The following is a 17,395-nucleotide window of genomic DNA, read 5'->3' on the forward strand; positions in this document are numbered from 1 at the left end:
TAAAACTCATGAATAATACCCAAATCACTGATACCCTCTCTATTGGCGATCGCTGCCCACTCACCCTGATTGGTGGTCCCTGTGTCATTGAATCGGAAGACTTTACCTTAAAAATGGCAGAGGAGATCCGCAAAGTATGCGATCGCTTGAATATTCCTTTGATCTTCAAGTCTTCCTTTGACAAAGCCAATCGAACTTCAATAAACTCCTTTCGGGGACAAACTCTAGACAGAGGTCTAGAAATTCTCCAGAAGGTCAAACAGAAGGTGGGTGTGCCAGTGCTTACCGATATCCACGGAAGTCACCAAGCTGCAACTGTTGCTGAAGTAGTCGATGTCCTGCAAATCCCAGCTTTTCTGTGTCGCCAAACTGACTTACTAATCGCTGCGGCTGCTACAGGTAAGGCAATTAACGTCAAAAAAGGTCAGTTTCTTGCCCCTTGGGATATGAAGCATGTGGTCAGCAAACTGGAAGCTGGGGGAGCCAAGAATATTTTACTCACTGAGCGGGGTACTAGTTTTGGTTACAATACCCTAGTGGTAGACTTTCGCTCCCTCCCTCAGATGCGCGAGTTAGGTTATCCTGTGGTTTTTGATGCCACTCATAGCGTCCAGATGCCAGGAGGAAAGGGAGATAAGTCTGGTGGACAGCGACACTTTGTTCCCTATTTGGCCAGAGCTGCGGCTGCGGTTGGGATTGATGCTCTGTTCATGGAAATTCATGAAAATCCTGACATCGCCCCTAGTGATGGTCCGAATATGGTACCCTTGGCCGAACTGGAAAATGTGCTAAAGGGAATTCTGAATGTTCGTGCGGGTTTGGACACTACAACTGGGGTAAATTTGCCATGAACAAAATCCCTGAAGCTGAATTACAAGCACGTTTATCCCAGGTCAAACTGCTAGCCCTAGATGTGGATGGTGTCATGACCGATGGCGGACTTTACTACACAGAAAGCGGTGAAGAACTCAGAAAGTTTAATGTCAAGGATGGCATGGGAATCAAGCTACTGCAACAGACTGGAATTGAGGTAGCTGTTATTACCAATAGCAGTTGTAGGGCAACCCGACATCGAGTCCAAAAGCTAGGAATCAAGTACAGTTTTTTTGCGGTTGAAGATAAGTTAGCTGTCCTCAAAGAACTCTGTGAACAGTTGAGTTTATCTCTTGCCCAAGTCGCCTATGTTGGTGATGATATCATTGATTTACCAGTTCTGGAAGCTGTAGGATGTCCCTTAACTGTTGCTGATGCGATGCCAGAAAACCGAGACTGTGCTGTGTATGTTACCAGATTAGCAGGTGGGCAAGGAGGGGTTCGAGAAATATGTGAGCTCTTGATGAAAGTACAGGTTTAAGGTAAGCATTTAGCTATAAGCTACAAGCTATCAGCAGTCAGCGGTCAGCGGTCAGCGGTCAGCCATTCGCGAATGGCTGACGTAACAGAGATTAAACCAATGCTTACTTGTTTTATTTAAAAGCTGAGAGCTGAGAGCTGAGAGCTGAGAGCTGATACCTGATAGCTGATAGCTGAATGCTTACGCCCCTGCAGCTTAGAACTTAAACTCTACAGCTGAACCAAAAGCTCAGTTTATGCCCACTGGAAGTATAGAATACTATCCCGATTCAAAAAATAACTTCTGAAAGGGTTAGTAGGCAATGCTTCTCAAGTAGAAGTCTCGGATAATACCAAATCGGCGTTAAAAACCCCCTTTATAGTTTAGTCCTTGAGGTGCGGACGAAAGTTTGTGGACGCGCGACTTCGTTCTCGTCTGGGCTAAAGGGGGGTTATCAAAGCGGATTGGCTATGACTTTGCAAGCCTTCAGCTTGGGAGGGTTAAGACTTTTGTCTGTTAACCAGGAGCAACGCTGAATATTCCCATAAACAAAATGACTAATCCTAAACTTGTTAAACGCATCATTACCTGTCAAGGCAGCATTCAACTAGTGACTGCCTTATCAGTCCTTAGTTACAGAGAAAAAGAGCAAAAAGACCTTAATATTAAATACGAAGACTACCTTGTTATTTATCATCTCTATTCTCCCCCAGGGCAAATTGATGAATTTGCCGCCTTTATCAAAACTATAGCAGAGTTAGTGGGTGAGTGGCATAAAATTGTGTACATCACCCCTGAGCAGCTCAGTGATATTGAGAGTCGATTAGACTATTCCAGCCCATCAAAAATTTTCCGTATGGTCCATGAAATGGTTGGCACTAACAGGGCTGATGAAATTTACCTGTGCCGGAATTGGATGTTTGGAAATAAGCTACTTATTAATATTTACAAATCGGCACAAAAAATTTGTTACGGTGATAGTATTGGCTTTTATTTTTCAGTAAATTCAAAAGCTTTGTTTCCAGAAACTCAAGAAAATAAGCCTAATTTAATTAACTATATACAAGCCAAATATAAATCTTTATTAAATAAAGTTAAGACGATATTAAAAATAAAAACGTCCCTAAAACCTAGACTAAAATTTGATATCGGTTATTTTGTATTGCCTGACGTTTTTGGGGAATCACCTCCCATGAAAACTGTCACCTTAAATAAGGTGTGGCTTCTCGAAACTTTTCAAAAGCTGAGGGGTTTGGTAAACCCAGAATACATTCTCCAGTTTCGCAAGAACATTGCTGAGTCTCCCGTCTCAATCTTACTCACTTCAAATTTGTCTGAGGCGGGTAGAATGTCTCTGGAGAATGAAATCGCTGCTTACCGTGAATTCCTGATCTGTGAAGGTATAGAGCCAAACACAGTACTGGTGCTAAAACCCCATCCTAGAGATGACAATGTCAAACTCCAGAAGTTGGAGTATGCCCTATCTGACTTGTTTGATAAAATAATAGTTTTATCAGAACCAGACCTCTTTTTTCTGCCATTTGAGGTATTTTTTTCCGAAGCTTTCCTCCCCCTAGATTCAAGCCGAAATAATCAACCCAGGGTGTTTGCCGTCAGTACAGCTTGTCTGTCCCTAAAGCTACTGTTTAATGTTCCAAGTATTGTTGGCTTTGGCGACCAGATTACTACCAAGCTTTTCTATGAAAATTATGCAGCTGGTAGGTTGGAACACGAGGGGGAGTTAAGAGCAGCAATCAACAAAGTTGAAGTACCTGCAATCATTACCAATGGATTATCTGGCGTTGCTGAATTAAGTAATGGATAGGAGTAGAGTGGGCATCCTGCCCGCAAGGGCAAGATATCGAACGGGCAAGATGCCCATTCTACAGGTGCGACCCAAGGGCGATTTACTAGCCCTAGGAGGCGCGCACCTACTCTTAAAATCATTCTATTATTCAGCAACGTCGATTATCTTAATCTCGGCTGCAGATTTATCGCTTTGTTCGCTATTCCACTTAAGCTGTTCAGCATTTAGATTGGGATACCTAAATTCCTCAAAGGTAACGGGGAACAGGGAACAGAGAACGGGAAATAACCAATTTAAATGCACATTAGCTTCTAGCATTTATCAAAAGTACCTCACCGAGCACCATGAAAGTCCTACATATCAATCAGTCTGATATTTCTGGAGGAGCCGCGATCGCAGGCTACCGACTCCATCAAGGTTTGCTGGGTCAAGGCGCAGACTCACGCTTGTTAGTCTGGAGGCTCAAAACTAGTAGTGATCGCGTAGATTCTGCTCCCCGTTTAGCCATTCTAGATAAACTAACTGCCCCGATTACCCAACAACTAGGACTCTACTATATTAATAAACTGGGCACGTTTAATATTCCTAAGCACAGCTTTTACAAAAACGCCGATGTCCTCAATTTTCATGTCCTTCATGGTGCCAGTAGTGGATACTTTAACTATCTAGCAATCCCTTCATTAACTAAACGTAAACCTGCTGTGTTTACTTTCCATGATATGTGGAGCTTTACGGGACATTGTGCCTATAGCTATGACTGCGATCGCTGGAAAAGTGGTTGTGGCAAGTGTCCCGATCTAGATACTTACCCAGCTATTCCAAAAGATAACACTCATATAGAGTGGAAGCTAAAAAACTGGGCTTATAGTCACTCAAACTTAACAATTGTCACTCCCAGTCGCTGGCTTGGTGAGCAAGCTAAGCAAAGTATGCTCAACCGCTTTGGGATTCACCATATTCCATATGGTATTAATACTGAAGTCTATCAGCCTCTCGAATCCAAACAGTGCAAATCTCTACTCGGCATTCCCACGTCCAAAAAAGTTCTGATGTTTGCAGCAACAAACTTAGCAGAGAACCGCAAGGGCGGCGATTTGCTATTGAAAGCGTTGCAAAGTCTACCCCAGTCCCTCAAGGCTGAAAGTGTAGTGCTAACGTTTGGTAGTGGTGGCGAAACAATTGCTGAGACTGTTGGCATACCAGCATTGAATCTTGGTTATGCCAGCAATGATCGCTTTAAAGCCATTGCCTATTCTGCTGCTGATTTGTTTCTTTTCCCCACCCGTGCGGACAATCTTCCCTTGGTGCTGCAAGAGAGTATGGCTTGTGGTACACCCATGGTGTCTTTCAAAATCGGCGGCGTTCCCGATTTAGTACGTCCTGGTATTACTGGTTATTTAGCTCAACCAGAGGATACTCAAGATTTCTGTAATGGCATTGTGCAGCTACTGGAAGACAAACATCTACGGGAAACCATGGCACAACAGTGTCGTGCTATTGCCTTGGAAGAATACTCAATAGAGCTGCAAGCCCAGCGATATATCGACCTATATCATCAGGTCTTACAAAACTAGAATGCGATCGCATCCGTCAACAGGGGTGCATCTCATATAGCGCTACGCTTAGCGTCAGAAGTCAGAAGTCAGAAGTCAGAAGTCAGCTTAGACTTACGTTTCGGAGTTTAGGAGCGATGCAGAGGTGCGACCCGTGGCGAATTTAATTCGCCACGGGTCGCACCGCTCCCTACTCCCTACTCCCTACTCCCTACTCCCTACTCCCTACTCCCTTTGCTATATCAATTTCATGTGGTGGGTGATTAAATGTGAGCAAGATTTTTTGAAATTAGTATTAGAGAGAGCATATCAATAAATCTGGAAAAGGAAAATTCTGGTAGCCAGTATTTATATCAGTATGTATTGTTAGCTGGTCGTGAGATGTAACTATTTTAAGAGGTTATAACCTTGAAAACCATTGCTCTAATTGAGGAAAATTGGAATGGGCACCGTCCAATATACCTCAAGGTTTTCACCAAAACTTTGCTTGAGCTTGGTCATCAAGTGATAGCCTTCTGCCCAGAACCATCAGAATTGAGTGAATGGGTTGCCTTTAACTGCTCTAAGTATCAAGAGCAATTCCAGGTTTTTGAATGTCAAACACCAGAGCCTAGCTCATTTCCGATCAATGGAATTCGCGCAGCCCTGAATGCAGTAAAACGTTGGTGCTACGCCAAAGTTAGCATTCAGCATGCTTCATCGAAGATTGGTAAAGTACCCGATCTAGTGTTTTTTCCCTGGGTTGATAGTTGCTTAGCACCTTACCTGCTACACCATGTAGTAGACAGGATTTTCCCTTACCGTTGGTCTGGTCTCTATTTTCACCCTCGTCATTTGAGGCTTAAACAAAAGTTTTGGTCTATCAATAGAGGTCCTCTAAAACCTCATGCTGTTTTAAAGTCTTCTCATTGCCCAGCTATTGCTGTTCTCGACGAAGGGATTGCTAACAAATTACAAAGCAAAATCAATGGTAAAAATGTAATTACTTTTCCCGATTTTGCCGACGAGTCAGCCCCAGACTTTAATTGGTCAATCGTGAAACAAATTCAAGCCCAAGCCGATGGCAAAAAAATCATTGGATTACTAGGGGTACAATCCAAGCGCAAAGGAGTTCTGACACTTTTAGAAGTTGCTCAGCAGATGGTGAAAGAAGACTATTTTTTTGTCTTCGCTGGTCAGTTATCCAAGCAGACCTACACTTCCCAGGAGCAAGCCAGACTCCAGACTATTCTTAACTTAAAGTTACCTAACTGCTTTTTTTATTTTGAGCGTATTCCTGATGAAGCAAAATTTAACGCTTTAGTTAGTAATTGCGATATCTTATTTGCTGCCTATAATAACTTCCCCCACAGTAGCAATATCCTGACTAAAGCAGCAGTCTTTGAAAAACCTGTGATTGTGAGCAGCAACTTTTGTATGGCAGAGAGAGTTCGCAAATTTAAATTGGGTTTAAGTATCAATGAGGGGGATGTGCTGCAATGTATTTATGCTATCGGTCGCCTCTGTAGTCAACTGGAAAAATATAACCAAGAAGTGCAACCGGATTTTCAGGGTTATAGACGTCTTCACTCTACTGATCAGCTCATAGAGAAACTTCAGACTATTTTAAATAGTATTTAACAGGTCGCTATTGAAAACTAATAATTTCTAGATTAATTCTATAGATCGAGATGAAAACTCCAGTTGCGTTCATAATCTTCAAACGACCAGATACTACTGAGAGAGTATTTGAGGTAATTCGCCAAGCCAAACCTCCCAAACTTTTAGTCATTGCTGATGGACCTCGTGCCGATCGACCAGGTGAAGCAGAAAAGTGTGCTGCAGCTCGTGCAATTATTGAGCGCGTCGATTGGGATTGTGAGGTTTTGGAAAACTACTCTGATGTAAACATGGGCTGCTGTCAGAGAGTGTCAAGTGGCATAGACTGGGTTTTTAACACCGTTGAAGAAGCAATTATTCTTGAAGATGATTGTCTTCCACATCCCGATTTTTTTCCATTTTGTGAAAATCTCTTAGAGAGATATCGAGATGATGAGCGAATCATGCTCATTAGTGGTAGTAACTTTCTAGGTCAATGGAACTCTGATATTCAGAGTTATCATTTCTCATATTATACTGCAACTTGGGGTTGGGCTTCTTGGCGAAGGGCATGGAACTATTATGATATTAATATGAGTCTTTGGTCAAATCCTGAGATCAAAAATCGGATCAGGGATGTCTTGGCAAATAAAGAGCATTACAAAGCACTTAAAAAATCTATTGAATATACACTAAACGGTAAGTATGATGCTTGGGATTACCGATGGACTTTTGCAATACTTGCCCAGTCTGGATTATCAGTTGTTCCTGCTGTAAACCTGATTTCAAATATTGGTTTTGGTGAAGATGCAACTCATACCTTATCAACGGATAACGAACTAGCAAAACTTAAAACACTAAGTCTTAACTTTCCGATCCAATATAACAATTTTACAGCGGTAGATCGAGATTATGATAAAAACTATTACGAAAATTTTATTAAACGCTCGAAAATTAAAAAAATACAAAAAATATTAAAAAAGTTTTATAACCTAGGCAAAACTTGATGTCGCTGACAGCATTAAAATAAAGTTGAATTAACAATTATTTTCAAAAAAAGTTAATTCATTATATTTTTTGAAGATAATTTATTAGTTAATATTAAACTATAACTTGGTATGACAAATAAAAAATCCTGTTGAAAAGCATGATATCATTTTTTATTTATAGCATTGACAAATAAATCATCATTGGGGTTGATGATTTATGATAACACCAACTAATATTCAGATTTTTTTGATAAAGTCGTATCCAAACAATCCTTTGCCAAGAGGTCTTATGAACCAATAGTTATCTTGAGTGATGTGATTTTTATGGTAAGTATATGTTCAAACTAATAAATATAGGTTGTGGCTCTACATATTCTAATCATCCTGCGTGGACGAACGTTGATTTAGCACCACAATCATCCCATATTGATAATCATGATATCAGGAAAAATTTGCCCTACCCTGATGCTTATTTTGATGCTTGCTATAGTTCTCATGTAATAGAACACCTCAAGCAGCATGAAGCTGATCAACTTATGGCTGAGTGTTGGCGTGTTCTTAAGCCACGGGGAATAATTAGGGCAGTTGTCCCTGATCTAGAATCAATAGCTAGAAATTATATCTCTACTCTAGAACAGGTTGAGTCTGGTCTTACGGAAGCAGAGGCTAACTATGACTGGATAATGTTAGAACTTTATGACCAGACAGTTCGCCACGTTAAAGGTGGTGAAATGGCTAGTTATCTAGCTGACTCTAATCTTACTAATAAAGAGTTTATAGTATCTCGTATCGGTAGCAATGCCGATCTATTTTTGGATAAAAACTCTGAAAAACAATCATTGATAGAGCGACTAGCATCTAAGGATGCCTATTGGTTTTACAAAACCTTTAGAAGCTTTAATCTCAGAAATAGTATTGCCAAATATCTAGTGACTCTGATCGCAGGCAATGAAGCACGACGGGCATTTGAAGTAGGGTTGTTTCGGAATTCAGGTGAAATTCATTATTGGATGTATGACCGCTTTTCTTTACGACGACTGCTTGAGCGCTCAGGATTTGTGGAGGTGCGCGTTTGTAGTGCTGATTCAAGCCGTATTCAAGATTTTAATAGCTACGGTCTAGATATGGTTGATGGCAAAGTGCGTAAACCTGATTCACTATTCATGGAAGGTATTAAACCATGAAGACTCTAATTGTTAGTAGTTTCGATATATCTGGTGGAGCTGCTCGTGCTGCCTATCGATTACATCAGGGCTTGCAAAGCATTAATTTAGATTCCCAAATCCTAGTGCAGGAAAAATTTAGTCATGATCAAACAGTAATTGGACCGACAATCAAGTTGAAAGAGGGCCTAGCCAGGATGAGATGGACGTTTGGCGCTTTACCTCAAAAGCTTTACCCTCAACGGGAAGATACCACGTTTACTACCCAGTGGCTTCCCGATGCAGTTGTCCCCAAAGTTGCCCGACTTCAGCCCGATATTATTAATCTCCATTGGATTTGTGCTGGCTATGTGCAAATTGAAACCATTGCGAAACTAAAGCGACCGATTGTTTGGACTCTTCATGATATGTGGCCATTCACAGGGGGATGTCACTACAATCACGATTGCGATCGCTATACAGCCTCCTGTGGTGCTTGTCCTCAACTTCACAGCAGCAAAGACTGGGATTTATCCCGTTGGGTATGGCAGCGCAAAGCCAAGGCTTGGAGAAATCTTGACCTGACAGTTGTCGCCCTTAGCTCATGGTTAGCCAAATGTGCCAGTGCCAGTTCCCTTTTCCAGGATCTGCCCATTGAGCTAATTCCCAATGGGATTGATACTCAAAAGTACAGACCCATCCATCAGCAGGTAGCGCGAGAATTACTTAGTTTGCCCCAGGATAAGCAACTTATTCTGTTTGGAGCAGTAAATGCCACTAGTGACAAACGAAAAGGGTTTCAATTGTTACAACCAGCGCTGCAAGAGCTGAGCCAATCCGGGTGGCGAGATCAACTAGAGTTGGTTATTTTTGGTGACTCTCAGCCAGACAATCCACCTGAGTTTGGTTTTAAGACTCACTACTTAGGTACATTGAGCGATGATCTCTCCCTAGCACTAGTCTATGCAGCAGCAGATGTATTTGTTGCCCCTTCCCTTCAAGATAACTTGCCAAACACAGTGATGGAAGCGATCGCCTGTGGAACTCCTTGCGTCGCCTTCAACATTGGCGGGATGCCCGATCTGATTGAGCACCAGAAAAACGGCTATTTAGCCCAACCTTACAAAATTGAGGCTCTGGCTCAAGGAATTGCTTGGGTGCTGGAGAACACAGAGCGACATCAAAAACTATCCTACCGCGCCCGCGAGAAGGTAGAAAAAGAATTTACCTTAGAAATTCAAGCAAGACGCTACTTATCTCTTTTTAATGAAATTTTATCGGGGGTATAATTATAGCAGTTCTCAGGACGAGTGAGGGACATTACTTATCCCTTTAAGGCAATAGGCAATAGGCATGCTAGCAATAGTAAAGAGGGTTTTAAGCGATGCAGCGCGGTCTTGGGGGTTCCCCCCACTCGCTATTGCATCAAGACAGGGAATCAGTGTCAAAGAAGACTGTACCTCATAACTGCGAGCAACGCTATATAACTAATATGAGAGATATTATTTCTGAGATAACTAGGGCTATAAAAGTCGTATTAATAGATAGTTTATGGTGAATTTAAAAAGGTTATCGCCTAATCAATTAATAACTTTTTTTTTGCTAAAGTTAGAACCTTTTATGATTGGCATCTGCTTATTTTCTGGCATGTTTCTTGACATACCAGGCTCTCTACTTACGCTTTTAAAACTTGCTAGCTATCTAATCTTGTTTTTTTTACTTATTTGGCGATGGAAAAGAGTTGCATATGTTTTTACAAAGGATATACCTTTACTATGCTTAGTGGGGACTGCTGTGTGGTCGATTGCATGGTCTGCCGTTCCCGGTATTCCAGCATTACTTAGAGCTGTGGTACGTGCAACTGCCCTCGGAGGATACTTAGCAGCTCGCTATAACCCTAAGGAGCAAATGCGTCTTCTGGCATGGGTGCTAGGCATAGTGGCGATTCTAAGCTTATTGGTCACTCTAGGTAATGGCTTCGGGGGAGCTCCCGCTCAGGGTATCCTTAGGCATAAAAATCATTTGGCTCGTCTGATGTCCCTAAATGCCATAATGTCTTTATTGACCGCCCTCAACCACCGGAAATATCGCTGGGTAGGGTGGGCTGGATTTAGCTTGTCTGTTTTGATGCTCCTGCTTTCTCAAGGAAAATCAGCGTTGGTAATCTTTTTAGTTATGATTACCCTCCTGCCCCTTCACAAGTTTGTAAAACAGCACTATAAGTTACAAACTTTTCTTTACATGGTCTCAGCTCTACTGGCTTTTGTTGCATCTATATTAATTTTATGGAACCTGGAATTCATAGTAGTTGATACTCTAGGCAAAGATCTTGAATTTAACGGGCGTTTACCTATTTGGACTTTGTTATTTGAGAGAATTTTAGAACGACCTTGGTTAGGTTACGGTTTTGAGGGATTCTGGTCTTCCGACGCCGGTTACTCTGTAATCAACTCTACATGGCTTGCCCATGGAGGACATGGTCATTCTCATAGTGGTTATCTTGAGTTAGCTCTGCAACTTGGATTTTTAGGTGTTTTACTTTTTGTGGTTAGTTTATTGACGGCATTATTTAGGATAATTAAATTACTAAGCTTAAGGGAAAAAATAGAATTTTTATGGATGTTTCTCTACCTAATATTTTTCAGTATTGCTAACTTTAGCCTAGAACCATCAATTCTTGTCGAGGACATATTGTGGACTGTATACGTATCAACCGCTCTTTCCGCAGGTGTTTACCAGAGTCGAATTGTCAAAAATCGCCACTTAATGAAAGCTGCCCAAGTCTGATCTAGCATTTTTAGTTGAGATGTGAAACTAGACTTGATGGGTAAAGGGAACAGGGAGCAGAGAGCAGGGAGTAGGGAGCAGGGAGTAGGGAGTAGGGGAAATAAAATTGACTGTACCTCATAAGTACGAGAAACGCTATATACTTACTAAGTATTAAGTTTAATGAGATAATTTAAAATGCTATATCATTAAACTTATCCTGATAATTAAAAATTTATTTTATTAATTTATTTCATTAAATTAAACGGGATAGTAAGCCATGAAAAATTCAGAGCAAAGTACCATTTGTGAACAAGAAGCCCCTCACTTAGCCAAACTTCCGACCATTTCGATAGTTGTTCCTAACTATAATAGCGGAGCAACTATCGGTGCAACCTTACAAAGCTTAATCGATCAGAACTATCCCAAGCTGGAAATCATTGTAGTGGATGGCGGCTCCACTGACAACAGTGTGGAGGTAATTAAGCAGTTTGAACCATACATTACCTGGTGGGTTAGTGAGAAGGACAGTGGTCAATCTAATGCCATTAATAAAGGTTTTGCTAAGTGTAATGGTGATATCGTTAATTGGCTGTGCAGTGACGACCTCCTAGCACCAGATGCCTTGCACACAGTGGGCAAATACTTTGCCGAGTCACCTGATATTGATGTCCTAGTTGGTCGCAGCCAAATTGAATATAGGACTGAAAATTTAGGTCAACCACTCAAGGGAGCTAATTTTTGGATGAGCCTGTTTGGGCGAGTCTTGCCCTTAGGATTAGGAGCACGACCTATGATCAAGGATGCAGAAAACCAGATCTACATCAAAGCTCCTACACTCAAACAAATTGACTTAATCGCTGTTGCTTCTCCAATTCACCAACCTAGCTGCTTTTATCGGCGCAAGCTGCTTGATCGACCTCAACCTTTAAATGAAAGTTATGAGTACACCATGGATATTGAGCTATTTAATTATTTCTACTCCCGTGGTGTGCGCTGGCGCGTTATCGACGAGGTGCTAAGCATTGCTCCAGTAAGTGGTGACAATAAAACCAGCATTGCTGGTGTAAAAGCCACTTATGAATTAGAGCAGATCTACAAAACTTACACCAAAGAATGGATCCCTCTAACCTATTGGCATAGACGACTACGTTATCCCTTGGAGGGTTTTATCAAACGTCATCGTGGCGGTATTTGGTTATACATAGTCGGACCAGTATGGGTTGCACTCACACTACTATTAGCCCCATTTTATGGTGTTGAAAAAGTTTGGGCACTCAGGTGGACAAAGTGGATTTGATTACCTATTTAACTACCTATTTAACCCTATAGCCTTGGTGAGGGCCTTAAAGTCAGGATTTACCCAAAACTGGACTTTAAACTCTATATGTAGTAGGGGCGCACGGCGTGTAACCATACAAGTAGATTTACTGCAGCAGTCCTGAAAGTATTAAAATTATGAAAAATTATGATTAACTATCCGTCTTTACACATAATTAAAGACACAAGTCAAGACACAAGTCAAGACACAAATCAAGACAAAACTTTAGAACTTAAAACACAAAATCCTGTTTCTGTCGTGGCATGGCAGGTATTAATGTTAGGTGACAACCTTCAGATCAAGGGTGGTATCGCATCAGTGCAGAAACTTATTCTTCGTAATGCACCCTCTCACGTTCAAATTCAGCACATTCCTACTACCTGTACTGATGGGGAAAACGGATCAATTACTCGTAAGATCTTAGCTTTTGGGAAAGCTCTAGGCAAGTTGCTGTGGAAGTTATCAAGAAAAAAAGCTGATCTTATTCACGTGCATTTTTGTCAAAGGGGTAGCACGCTCCGGAAAATGATTTTGATGCTCGTTGCACTAGCGTTTGATGTCCCTGTAGTTTTGCACGCCCATGGTAGCGAGTATAAGTTGTTTTACACTGGGCTGCCTCAATGGGCTAAACGAATAATTAGCTCGCTGTTTCGACAATCTGCTTACTTGATTGTTCTATCACAGAGCTGGAAAAACTTTTACCAGTCTAGTTTCGGACTAAAAGCAGAACAGGTTGTAATCCTTCCTAACCCAGTAGAGTTCCCCTCGAAAATTCCAGAGCGCACAAGCTGCAACCAGATAATGTTGGTTTTTTTGGGACAAATCGGTCAACGCAAAGGAGTATTTGATCTGATCCGGGCATTTGCCTCCCTCCCTCCTGAACATAAAACCTGCTCAAAATTAATATTAGCAGGGGATGGAGAAGTAGAACAAGCCTGTCAATTAGTTGAGAGTCTGGATTTAGGAGACTATATCAAAGTCCCTGGCGGGATAGACTCAGGGCAACGGGATGCTCTTTTAGCAAAAGCTAACATATTTGTCTTGCCGTCTTACAACGAAGGTCTGCCGATGGCATTGCTGGAAGCAATGGGTTGGGGCTTACCTGTGATCACCACACCAGTAGGGGGGATACCCGAGGTAGTTACTCACGCAGAGAATGGACTAATCATAAATCCAGGGGATATTGAACAGCTATCAGATACCTTGAAGTCTCTGATTGAAAATAAGTCTTTGAGAATTTCCTTAGGAGCTAAAGCAAGAACGAGTGTTGTTCCCCTAGATGTCAAAAATTATTGGACTTCTATGAGCGAGGTCTATCGTTCAGTCTTAAAATAAAAACATAAATATATACATTAATATATATTTATAGGTATGTAGTTTGATGACTTCAGGCTTCTTCTGTCTAAAACTTACCTGGCTCAGATGTTGATAACAACAACTGCTCTAGATATCTAACCGATCTGGGTACAGCTCAGAAAATTAATTACCATTTTCGGAAAATATTTAAGATGAAAATACTGATATCTGCTTTCAATTGCAATCCTGAAAAAGGTTCTGAGGATGAACTTGGTTGGTCGTGGGTTCTTCAACTCTCACAGATGGGGCATGAAGTCTGGGTGATTACTGAAGCCAACAATCAGCCCAGTATTGAGCAATTCATCTCTAAAAACTCCCTCAATAATTTGAATTTTTATTACCATAATTTACCAGTTTTTTCCTTTAATAGGTGGATATTTAAAGGAAATAAATTTGGGATTATTGCTATGCGTATCACCGTTGAAATTCTTTTGTTCCACTGGCAGTGGGGTGCGTATCAGACTGCCAAATTATTGACCCAGCAAGTGGCATTTGATTGTGTGCATCATGTCACAAATAGCTGTGTGCGACGTTATAGCTTCATGGGTTTTCTAGGACTCCCTTTCATTTTGGGTCCACTAGCTGGTGGACTAAGAACACCTTGGCGTTTCAGGAAAAGCTACCCCTTGATGGGCAAAATCCTTGATTTTGGTCGTGACCTAGCCAATAGCTGGATTCAGTTTAATCCCCTGATGCACTTGACCTTTACTAAGGCATCAAAAATCTATCTTGACTCCGAGCAAACACGGTCGCTTATTCCAAAATTTTATCGCCATAAATCTGAAGTTATTTTTAATGTGCCTCCCTGTAGGATGACTACTATCCCTGAGGGAATTCAACGAAAGTCAACCGAAACAGAAACTTTCCGGGTTCTGTTTGTAGGACGGTTGTTGTTTTGGAAAGGTTTACATCTAGGGCTAAAAGCCTTTGCGCAGCTGCTCGATAAGATCCCGAATGCCCGTTTAACAGCCCTTGGCAGAGGTCCAGAAGAAAAGTGGCTGCAAGGACTCACCGAGCAGTTGGGAATCCAGAATGCTGTAGACTGGATATCTTGGATAGATCAGAAAGAATTGATTTCAGCCTATCTACACCATAATGTTTTTTTATTCCCAAGTCTCCATGAAACTTCCGGTACAGTTGTCATAGAAGCTTTGTCCTATGGCTTACCTGTAGTTTGCCTCGATTTAGGAGGACCAGGAGTGATAGTGGATGAAACCTGTGGACGGGTGATAAAAACGGATGGGTTGACGGAAGAAGCTATGATTCAGAGGCTTAGTGATGCCTTAGTAGAACTAGCAGAAAACTCAGAATTGCGACAGCAGTTGAGTGAAAGGGCATGGGCGCAACCAACTAAATTTGAATTTAAGAATGTTGTGGAACAAATATATAGCTCTTCGGTACTTGTTGAGAAAACCTTGAAGGAAGCACCCCTAGATGATAAAAGTTGATCAACTTTTTAAGTTATTAACAATACAATTATATTTTACATCACTTCGGCATCTATCATTAAAAGTATATTTAATGATTAGTTTTACTGATTTGATTAAGGAACTAAATTTTAATGACTTCATTTTCTAAAGTATTAATAATCGTCGAAAATCTACCTGTACCCTTTGACCGAAGGGTATGGATGGAAGCCACTAGCTTACAGAAAGCTGGCTATCAAGTTACTACAATTTCTCCCAAAGGGAATGGGTTTTACAAAGATTATGAAGTCATTGAAGGGATTCATATTTATCGCCATCCCCTACCACCGGAAGAAAGCTCCGTTACTGGCTATATTCGAGAGTACAGCTGGGCTATAAATTGGCAATTTCGCTTAGCTTGCCAAGTATGGCGAGAGCAGGGTTTTGACATTATCCACATTTGCAATCCCCCAGATTTAATCTTCCTAGTGGCGGGATGGTTTAAATTGTTTCGGGGCGTAAAAGTAATCTTCGATCACCACGATCTGGCTCCGGAGATGTACATCGCCAAGTATGGACGAAAAGATATCTTCTATCATGGTCTACGCTGGGCTGAGCGCTTAACTTATGCTACAGCAGACATGGTGATTTCAACCAACGAATCCCATCGCAAGGTCGCCCTTACCCGAGGGGGGAAGAAACCAGAGCAAGTATTTGTAGTGCGCAGTGGACCTGATCTGGCACGGTTTCGGATTATGCCCTCAAACCCGAGTTACCGCAGAGGTCGTCAATATCTGGTAGGTTATATGGGAGTGATGGGGGAACCAGAGGGCATTGACTATCTTCTGAGGGCAGTACGTTACATCGTGCAGGAAAAGAAGCGCCAAGATATTCACTTCATGCTCATTGGCAGTGGCCCTGCTGCTGAAACCCTCAAGGCTTTATCTAAAGAGCTTGACCTGACTGATTTTGTAGAATTCACAGGATTTCAGACCGGGGAAGCACTTTTAGAGCGGCTTTCCAGTTGCGATGTATGCGTGGAACCGTCTCCCACATCGGCTTACAACGAAAACTGTACTATGAATAAAATCTTGGAGTACATGGCCTTAGGCAAACCTATTGTTCAGTTTGACCTCCGAGAGGGAAGACGCTCTGCAGAGAATGCATCTGTTTATGCTACGCCTAATGACGAGCTGGAGTTTGCTGAGAAAATTCTGGAACTGCTCAATTCTCCTGAACTCAGAGAAAAAATGGGAGCAGAAGGTAGACGCAGGATGGAAGAGATGCTGGAGTGGCGTCATCAAGCCCCTAAACTTTTGGATGCTTATGGGAAAGTTTCCTTACCTTTGTCAGGGATTAGTATTAACTTAGGCACTAGGTATTAGGCTTGAGGCTTTAAGTATTAGGTAAGCATTCAGCAGTCAGCAGTCAGCAGTCAGCTTAATGCTTACGTTTGTCAGAAGCCGAACTAGCCCGTTTTCTTCAAATTGCTATGGGTTCAGCCAGTGAACTTGAATATCACCTGTTACTGGCAGAAGGTAAGCATTCAGCTATCAGCTAATGCGCTACCTCCCAGGGTCGAAGCCTTTGCCACGCACCCTACTTGAGGTGCTTATGCGCTACAGATGGTGCTACTTGAGGTGCTATCAGCTAATGCGCTACCTCCCAGGGTCGAAGCCTGTGCCACGCACGCGACTTGAGGTGCTTATGCGCTATGGGTACGGTTGAGGAGGAAAGCGTTAAGAATAAAAGAGGTAAGCATTAGTTTAATTTGAGCAAAGTCCCAGGGTCGAAGCCTGTGCCACAAAGCACCTCAAGTAGCGTGCGCCGATGCGCAATGCGCAATGGACTTTTCTGGTGACTTTCAATTATCATTAATCTCGAACTATTAAATTATATCGTTTGGGCCATGGGCACGCTACGGGAACGAGCTTTATTTTAAGCTGACCGCTGACCCCTGACGGCTGAATGCTTACGGCTGAAGATCTTAACTTAACTCTTAGCCAAAGACTATGAATCCCATCGCAGCAGAGGTATAGCGCTACGTGCCAGGCATGCTAGCATGCTAGCATGCTAGCAATAGCTGATTATAATAGCTTTTGCTGCTTTTATAAATGTCCTAACCTTAATGCGTAGTGCTATAA

At 41.9% G+C, this 17,395-nt stretch carries 16 protein-coding genes; 15 read left to right on the forward strand and 1 reads right to left on the reverse strand.

What is annotated here, in order from left to right:
* Window positions 1-8 precede the first annotated feature (8 nt).
* From kdsA to F6K38_RS23420, 3 genes are all read left to right on the forward strand, one after another.
* The gene (kdsA, locus tag F6K38_RS23410) at window positions 9-851 is read left to right on the forward strand and encodes a 3-deoxy-8-phosphooctulonate synthase (protein ID WP_008179263.1); all 843 of its coding nucleotides are present in this window, start codon (window positions 9-11) and stop codon (window positions 849-851) included.
* Entirely contained in the window at window positions 848-1,354 is a 507-nt protein-coding gene (locus F6K38_RS23415) for a KdsC family phosphatase (protein WP_071107476.1), read from the forward strand. Before kdsA ends, F6K38_RS23415 begins: the two co-directional genes overlap by 4 nt.
* 532 nt (window positions 1,355-1,886) lie before the next feature.
* On the forward strand, window positions 1,887-3,158 hold the full coding sequence (locus F6K38_RS23420; RefSeq protein ID WP_287247480.1) for a polysialyltransferase family glycosyltransferase: 1,272 nt from the start codon (window positions 1,887-1,889) through the stop codon (window positions 3,156-3,158).
* A 126-nt stretch (window positions 3,159-3,284) separates the two neighbouring features.
* Here the strand turns inward: F6K38_RS23420 and F6K38_RS23425 are convergent, their stop codons facing one another.
* Window positions 3,285-3,458, reverse strand: a complete 174-nt coding sequence (locus tag F6K38_RS23425) for a hypothetical protein (RefSeq protein WP_008179257.1) — start codon at window positions 3,456-3,458, stop codon at window positions 3,285-3,287.
* 26 nt (window positions 3,459-3,484) lie between these two features.
* Here F6K38_RS23425 and F6K38_RS23430 point away from each other — a divergent pair, with 26 nt between their 5' ends.
* The 12 genes from F6K38_RS23430 to F6K38_RS23485 all read left to right on the forward strand — a co-directional run bounded on the left by F6K38_RS23430 (window position 3,485) and on the right by F6K38_RS23485 (window position 16,812).
* Window positions 3,485-4,714 carry a glycosyltransferase family 4 protein gene (locus F6K38_RS23430; RefSeq protein ID WP_287357575.1) on the forward strand — a complete coding sequence of 410 codons (1,230 nt, stop codon included), beginning with the start codon at window positions 3,485-3,487 and terminating at the stop codon, window positions 4,712-4,714.
* Window positions 4,715-4,847: 133 nt separating this feature from the next.
* A complete protein-coding gene (locus tag F6K38_RS23435; protein WP_287247484.1) occupies window positions 4,848-5,009 on the forward strand; it encodes a hypothetical protein in 162 nt (53 codons plus the stop codon).
* Between the two features lie 92 nt (window positions 5,010-5,101).
* Window positions 5,102-6,313 carry a glycosyltransferase gene (locus tag F6K38_RS23440; protein ID WP_287247486.1) on the forward strand — a complete coding sequence of 404 codons (1,212 nt, stop codon included), beginning with the start codon at window positions 5,102-5,104 and terminating at the stop codon, window positions 6,311-6,313.
* 50 nt (window positions 6,314-6,363) lie between these two features.
* Window positions 6,364-7,278 (forward strand): glycosyltransferase family 2 protein, encoded by a 915-nt coding sequence (locus F6K38_RS23445; protein WP_287247488.1) that lies wholly within the window; start codon window positions 6,364-6,366, stop codon window positions 7,276-7,278.
* Between the two features lie 317 nt (window positions 7,279-7,595).
* On the forward strand, window positions 7,596-8,444 hold the full coding sequence (locus F6K38_RS23450) for a class I SAM-dependent methyltransferase (protein ID WP_008179250.1): 849 nt from the start codon (window positions 7,596-7,598) through the stop codon (window positions 8,442-8,444).
* On the forward strand, window positions 8,441-9,691 hold the full coding sequence (locus tag F6K38_RS23455) for a glycosyltransferase family 4 protein (protein ID WP_008179248.1): 1,251 nt from the start codon (window positions 8,441-8,443) through the stop codon (window positions 9,689-9,691). The genes F6K38_RS23450 and F6K38_RS23455 overlap by 4 nt, the downstream gene beginning before the upstream one ends.
* Before the next feature lie 262 nt (window positions 9,692-9,953).
* Window positions 9,954-11,189, forward strand: a complete 1,236-nt coding sequence (locus F6K38_RS23460; RefSeq protein ID WP_287247492.1) for an O-antigen ligase family protein — start codon at window positions 9,954-9,956, stop codon at window positions 11,187-11,189.
* Window positions 11,190-11,448: 259 nt separating this feature from the next.
* Complete coding sequence (locus F6K38_RS23465) at window positions 11,449-12,468, forward strand: glycosyltransferase family 2 protein (protein WP_287247494.1); 1,020 nt, start codon at window positions 11,449-11,451, stop codon at window positions 12,466-12,468.
* Between the two features lie 168 nt (window positions 12,469-12,636).
* Window positions 12,637-13,824 (forward strand): glycosyltransferase family 4 protein, encoded by a 1,188-nt coding sequence (locus F6K38_RS23470; protein WP_008179242.1) that lies wholly within the window; start codon window positions 12,637-12,639, stop codon window positions 13,822-13,824.
* Window positions 13,825-13,997: 173 nt separating this feature from the next.
* Window positions 13,998-15,293, forward strand: a complete 1,296-nt coding sequence (locus F6K38_RS23475) for a glycosyltransferase family 4 protein (protein WP_008179240.1) — start codon at window positions 13,998-14,000, stop codon at window positions 15,291-15,293.
* A gap of 182 nt (window positions 15,294-15,475) precedes the next feature.
* Window positions 15,476-16,636: a glycosyltransferase family 4 protein gene (locus tag F6K38_RS23480; protein ID WP_502708840.1), complete on the forward strand. Its 1,161-nt coding sequence runs from the start codon at window positions 15,476-15,478 to the stop codon at window positions 16,634-16,636.
* Between the two features lie 68 nt (window positions 16,637-16,704).
* Window positions 16,705-16,812, forward strand: a complete 108-nt coding sequence (locus F6K38_RS23485) for a four helix bundle protein (RefSeq protein ID WP_008179236.1) — start codon at window positions 16,705-16,707, stop codon at window positions 16,810-16,812.
* The last annotated feature ends 583 nt before the right edge of the window (window positions 16,813-17,395 follow it).

It is taken from the genome of Moorena sp. SIO3B2, from assembly GCF_010692525.1.
Lineage (GTDB): Bacteria > Cyanobacteriota > Cyanobacteriia > Cyanobacteriales > Coleofasciculaceae > Moorena > Moorena producens.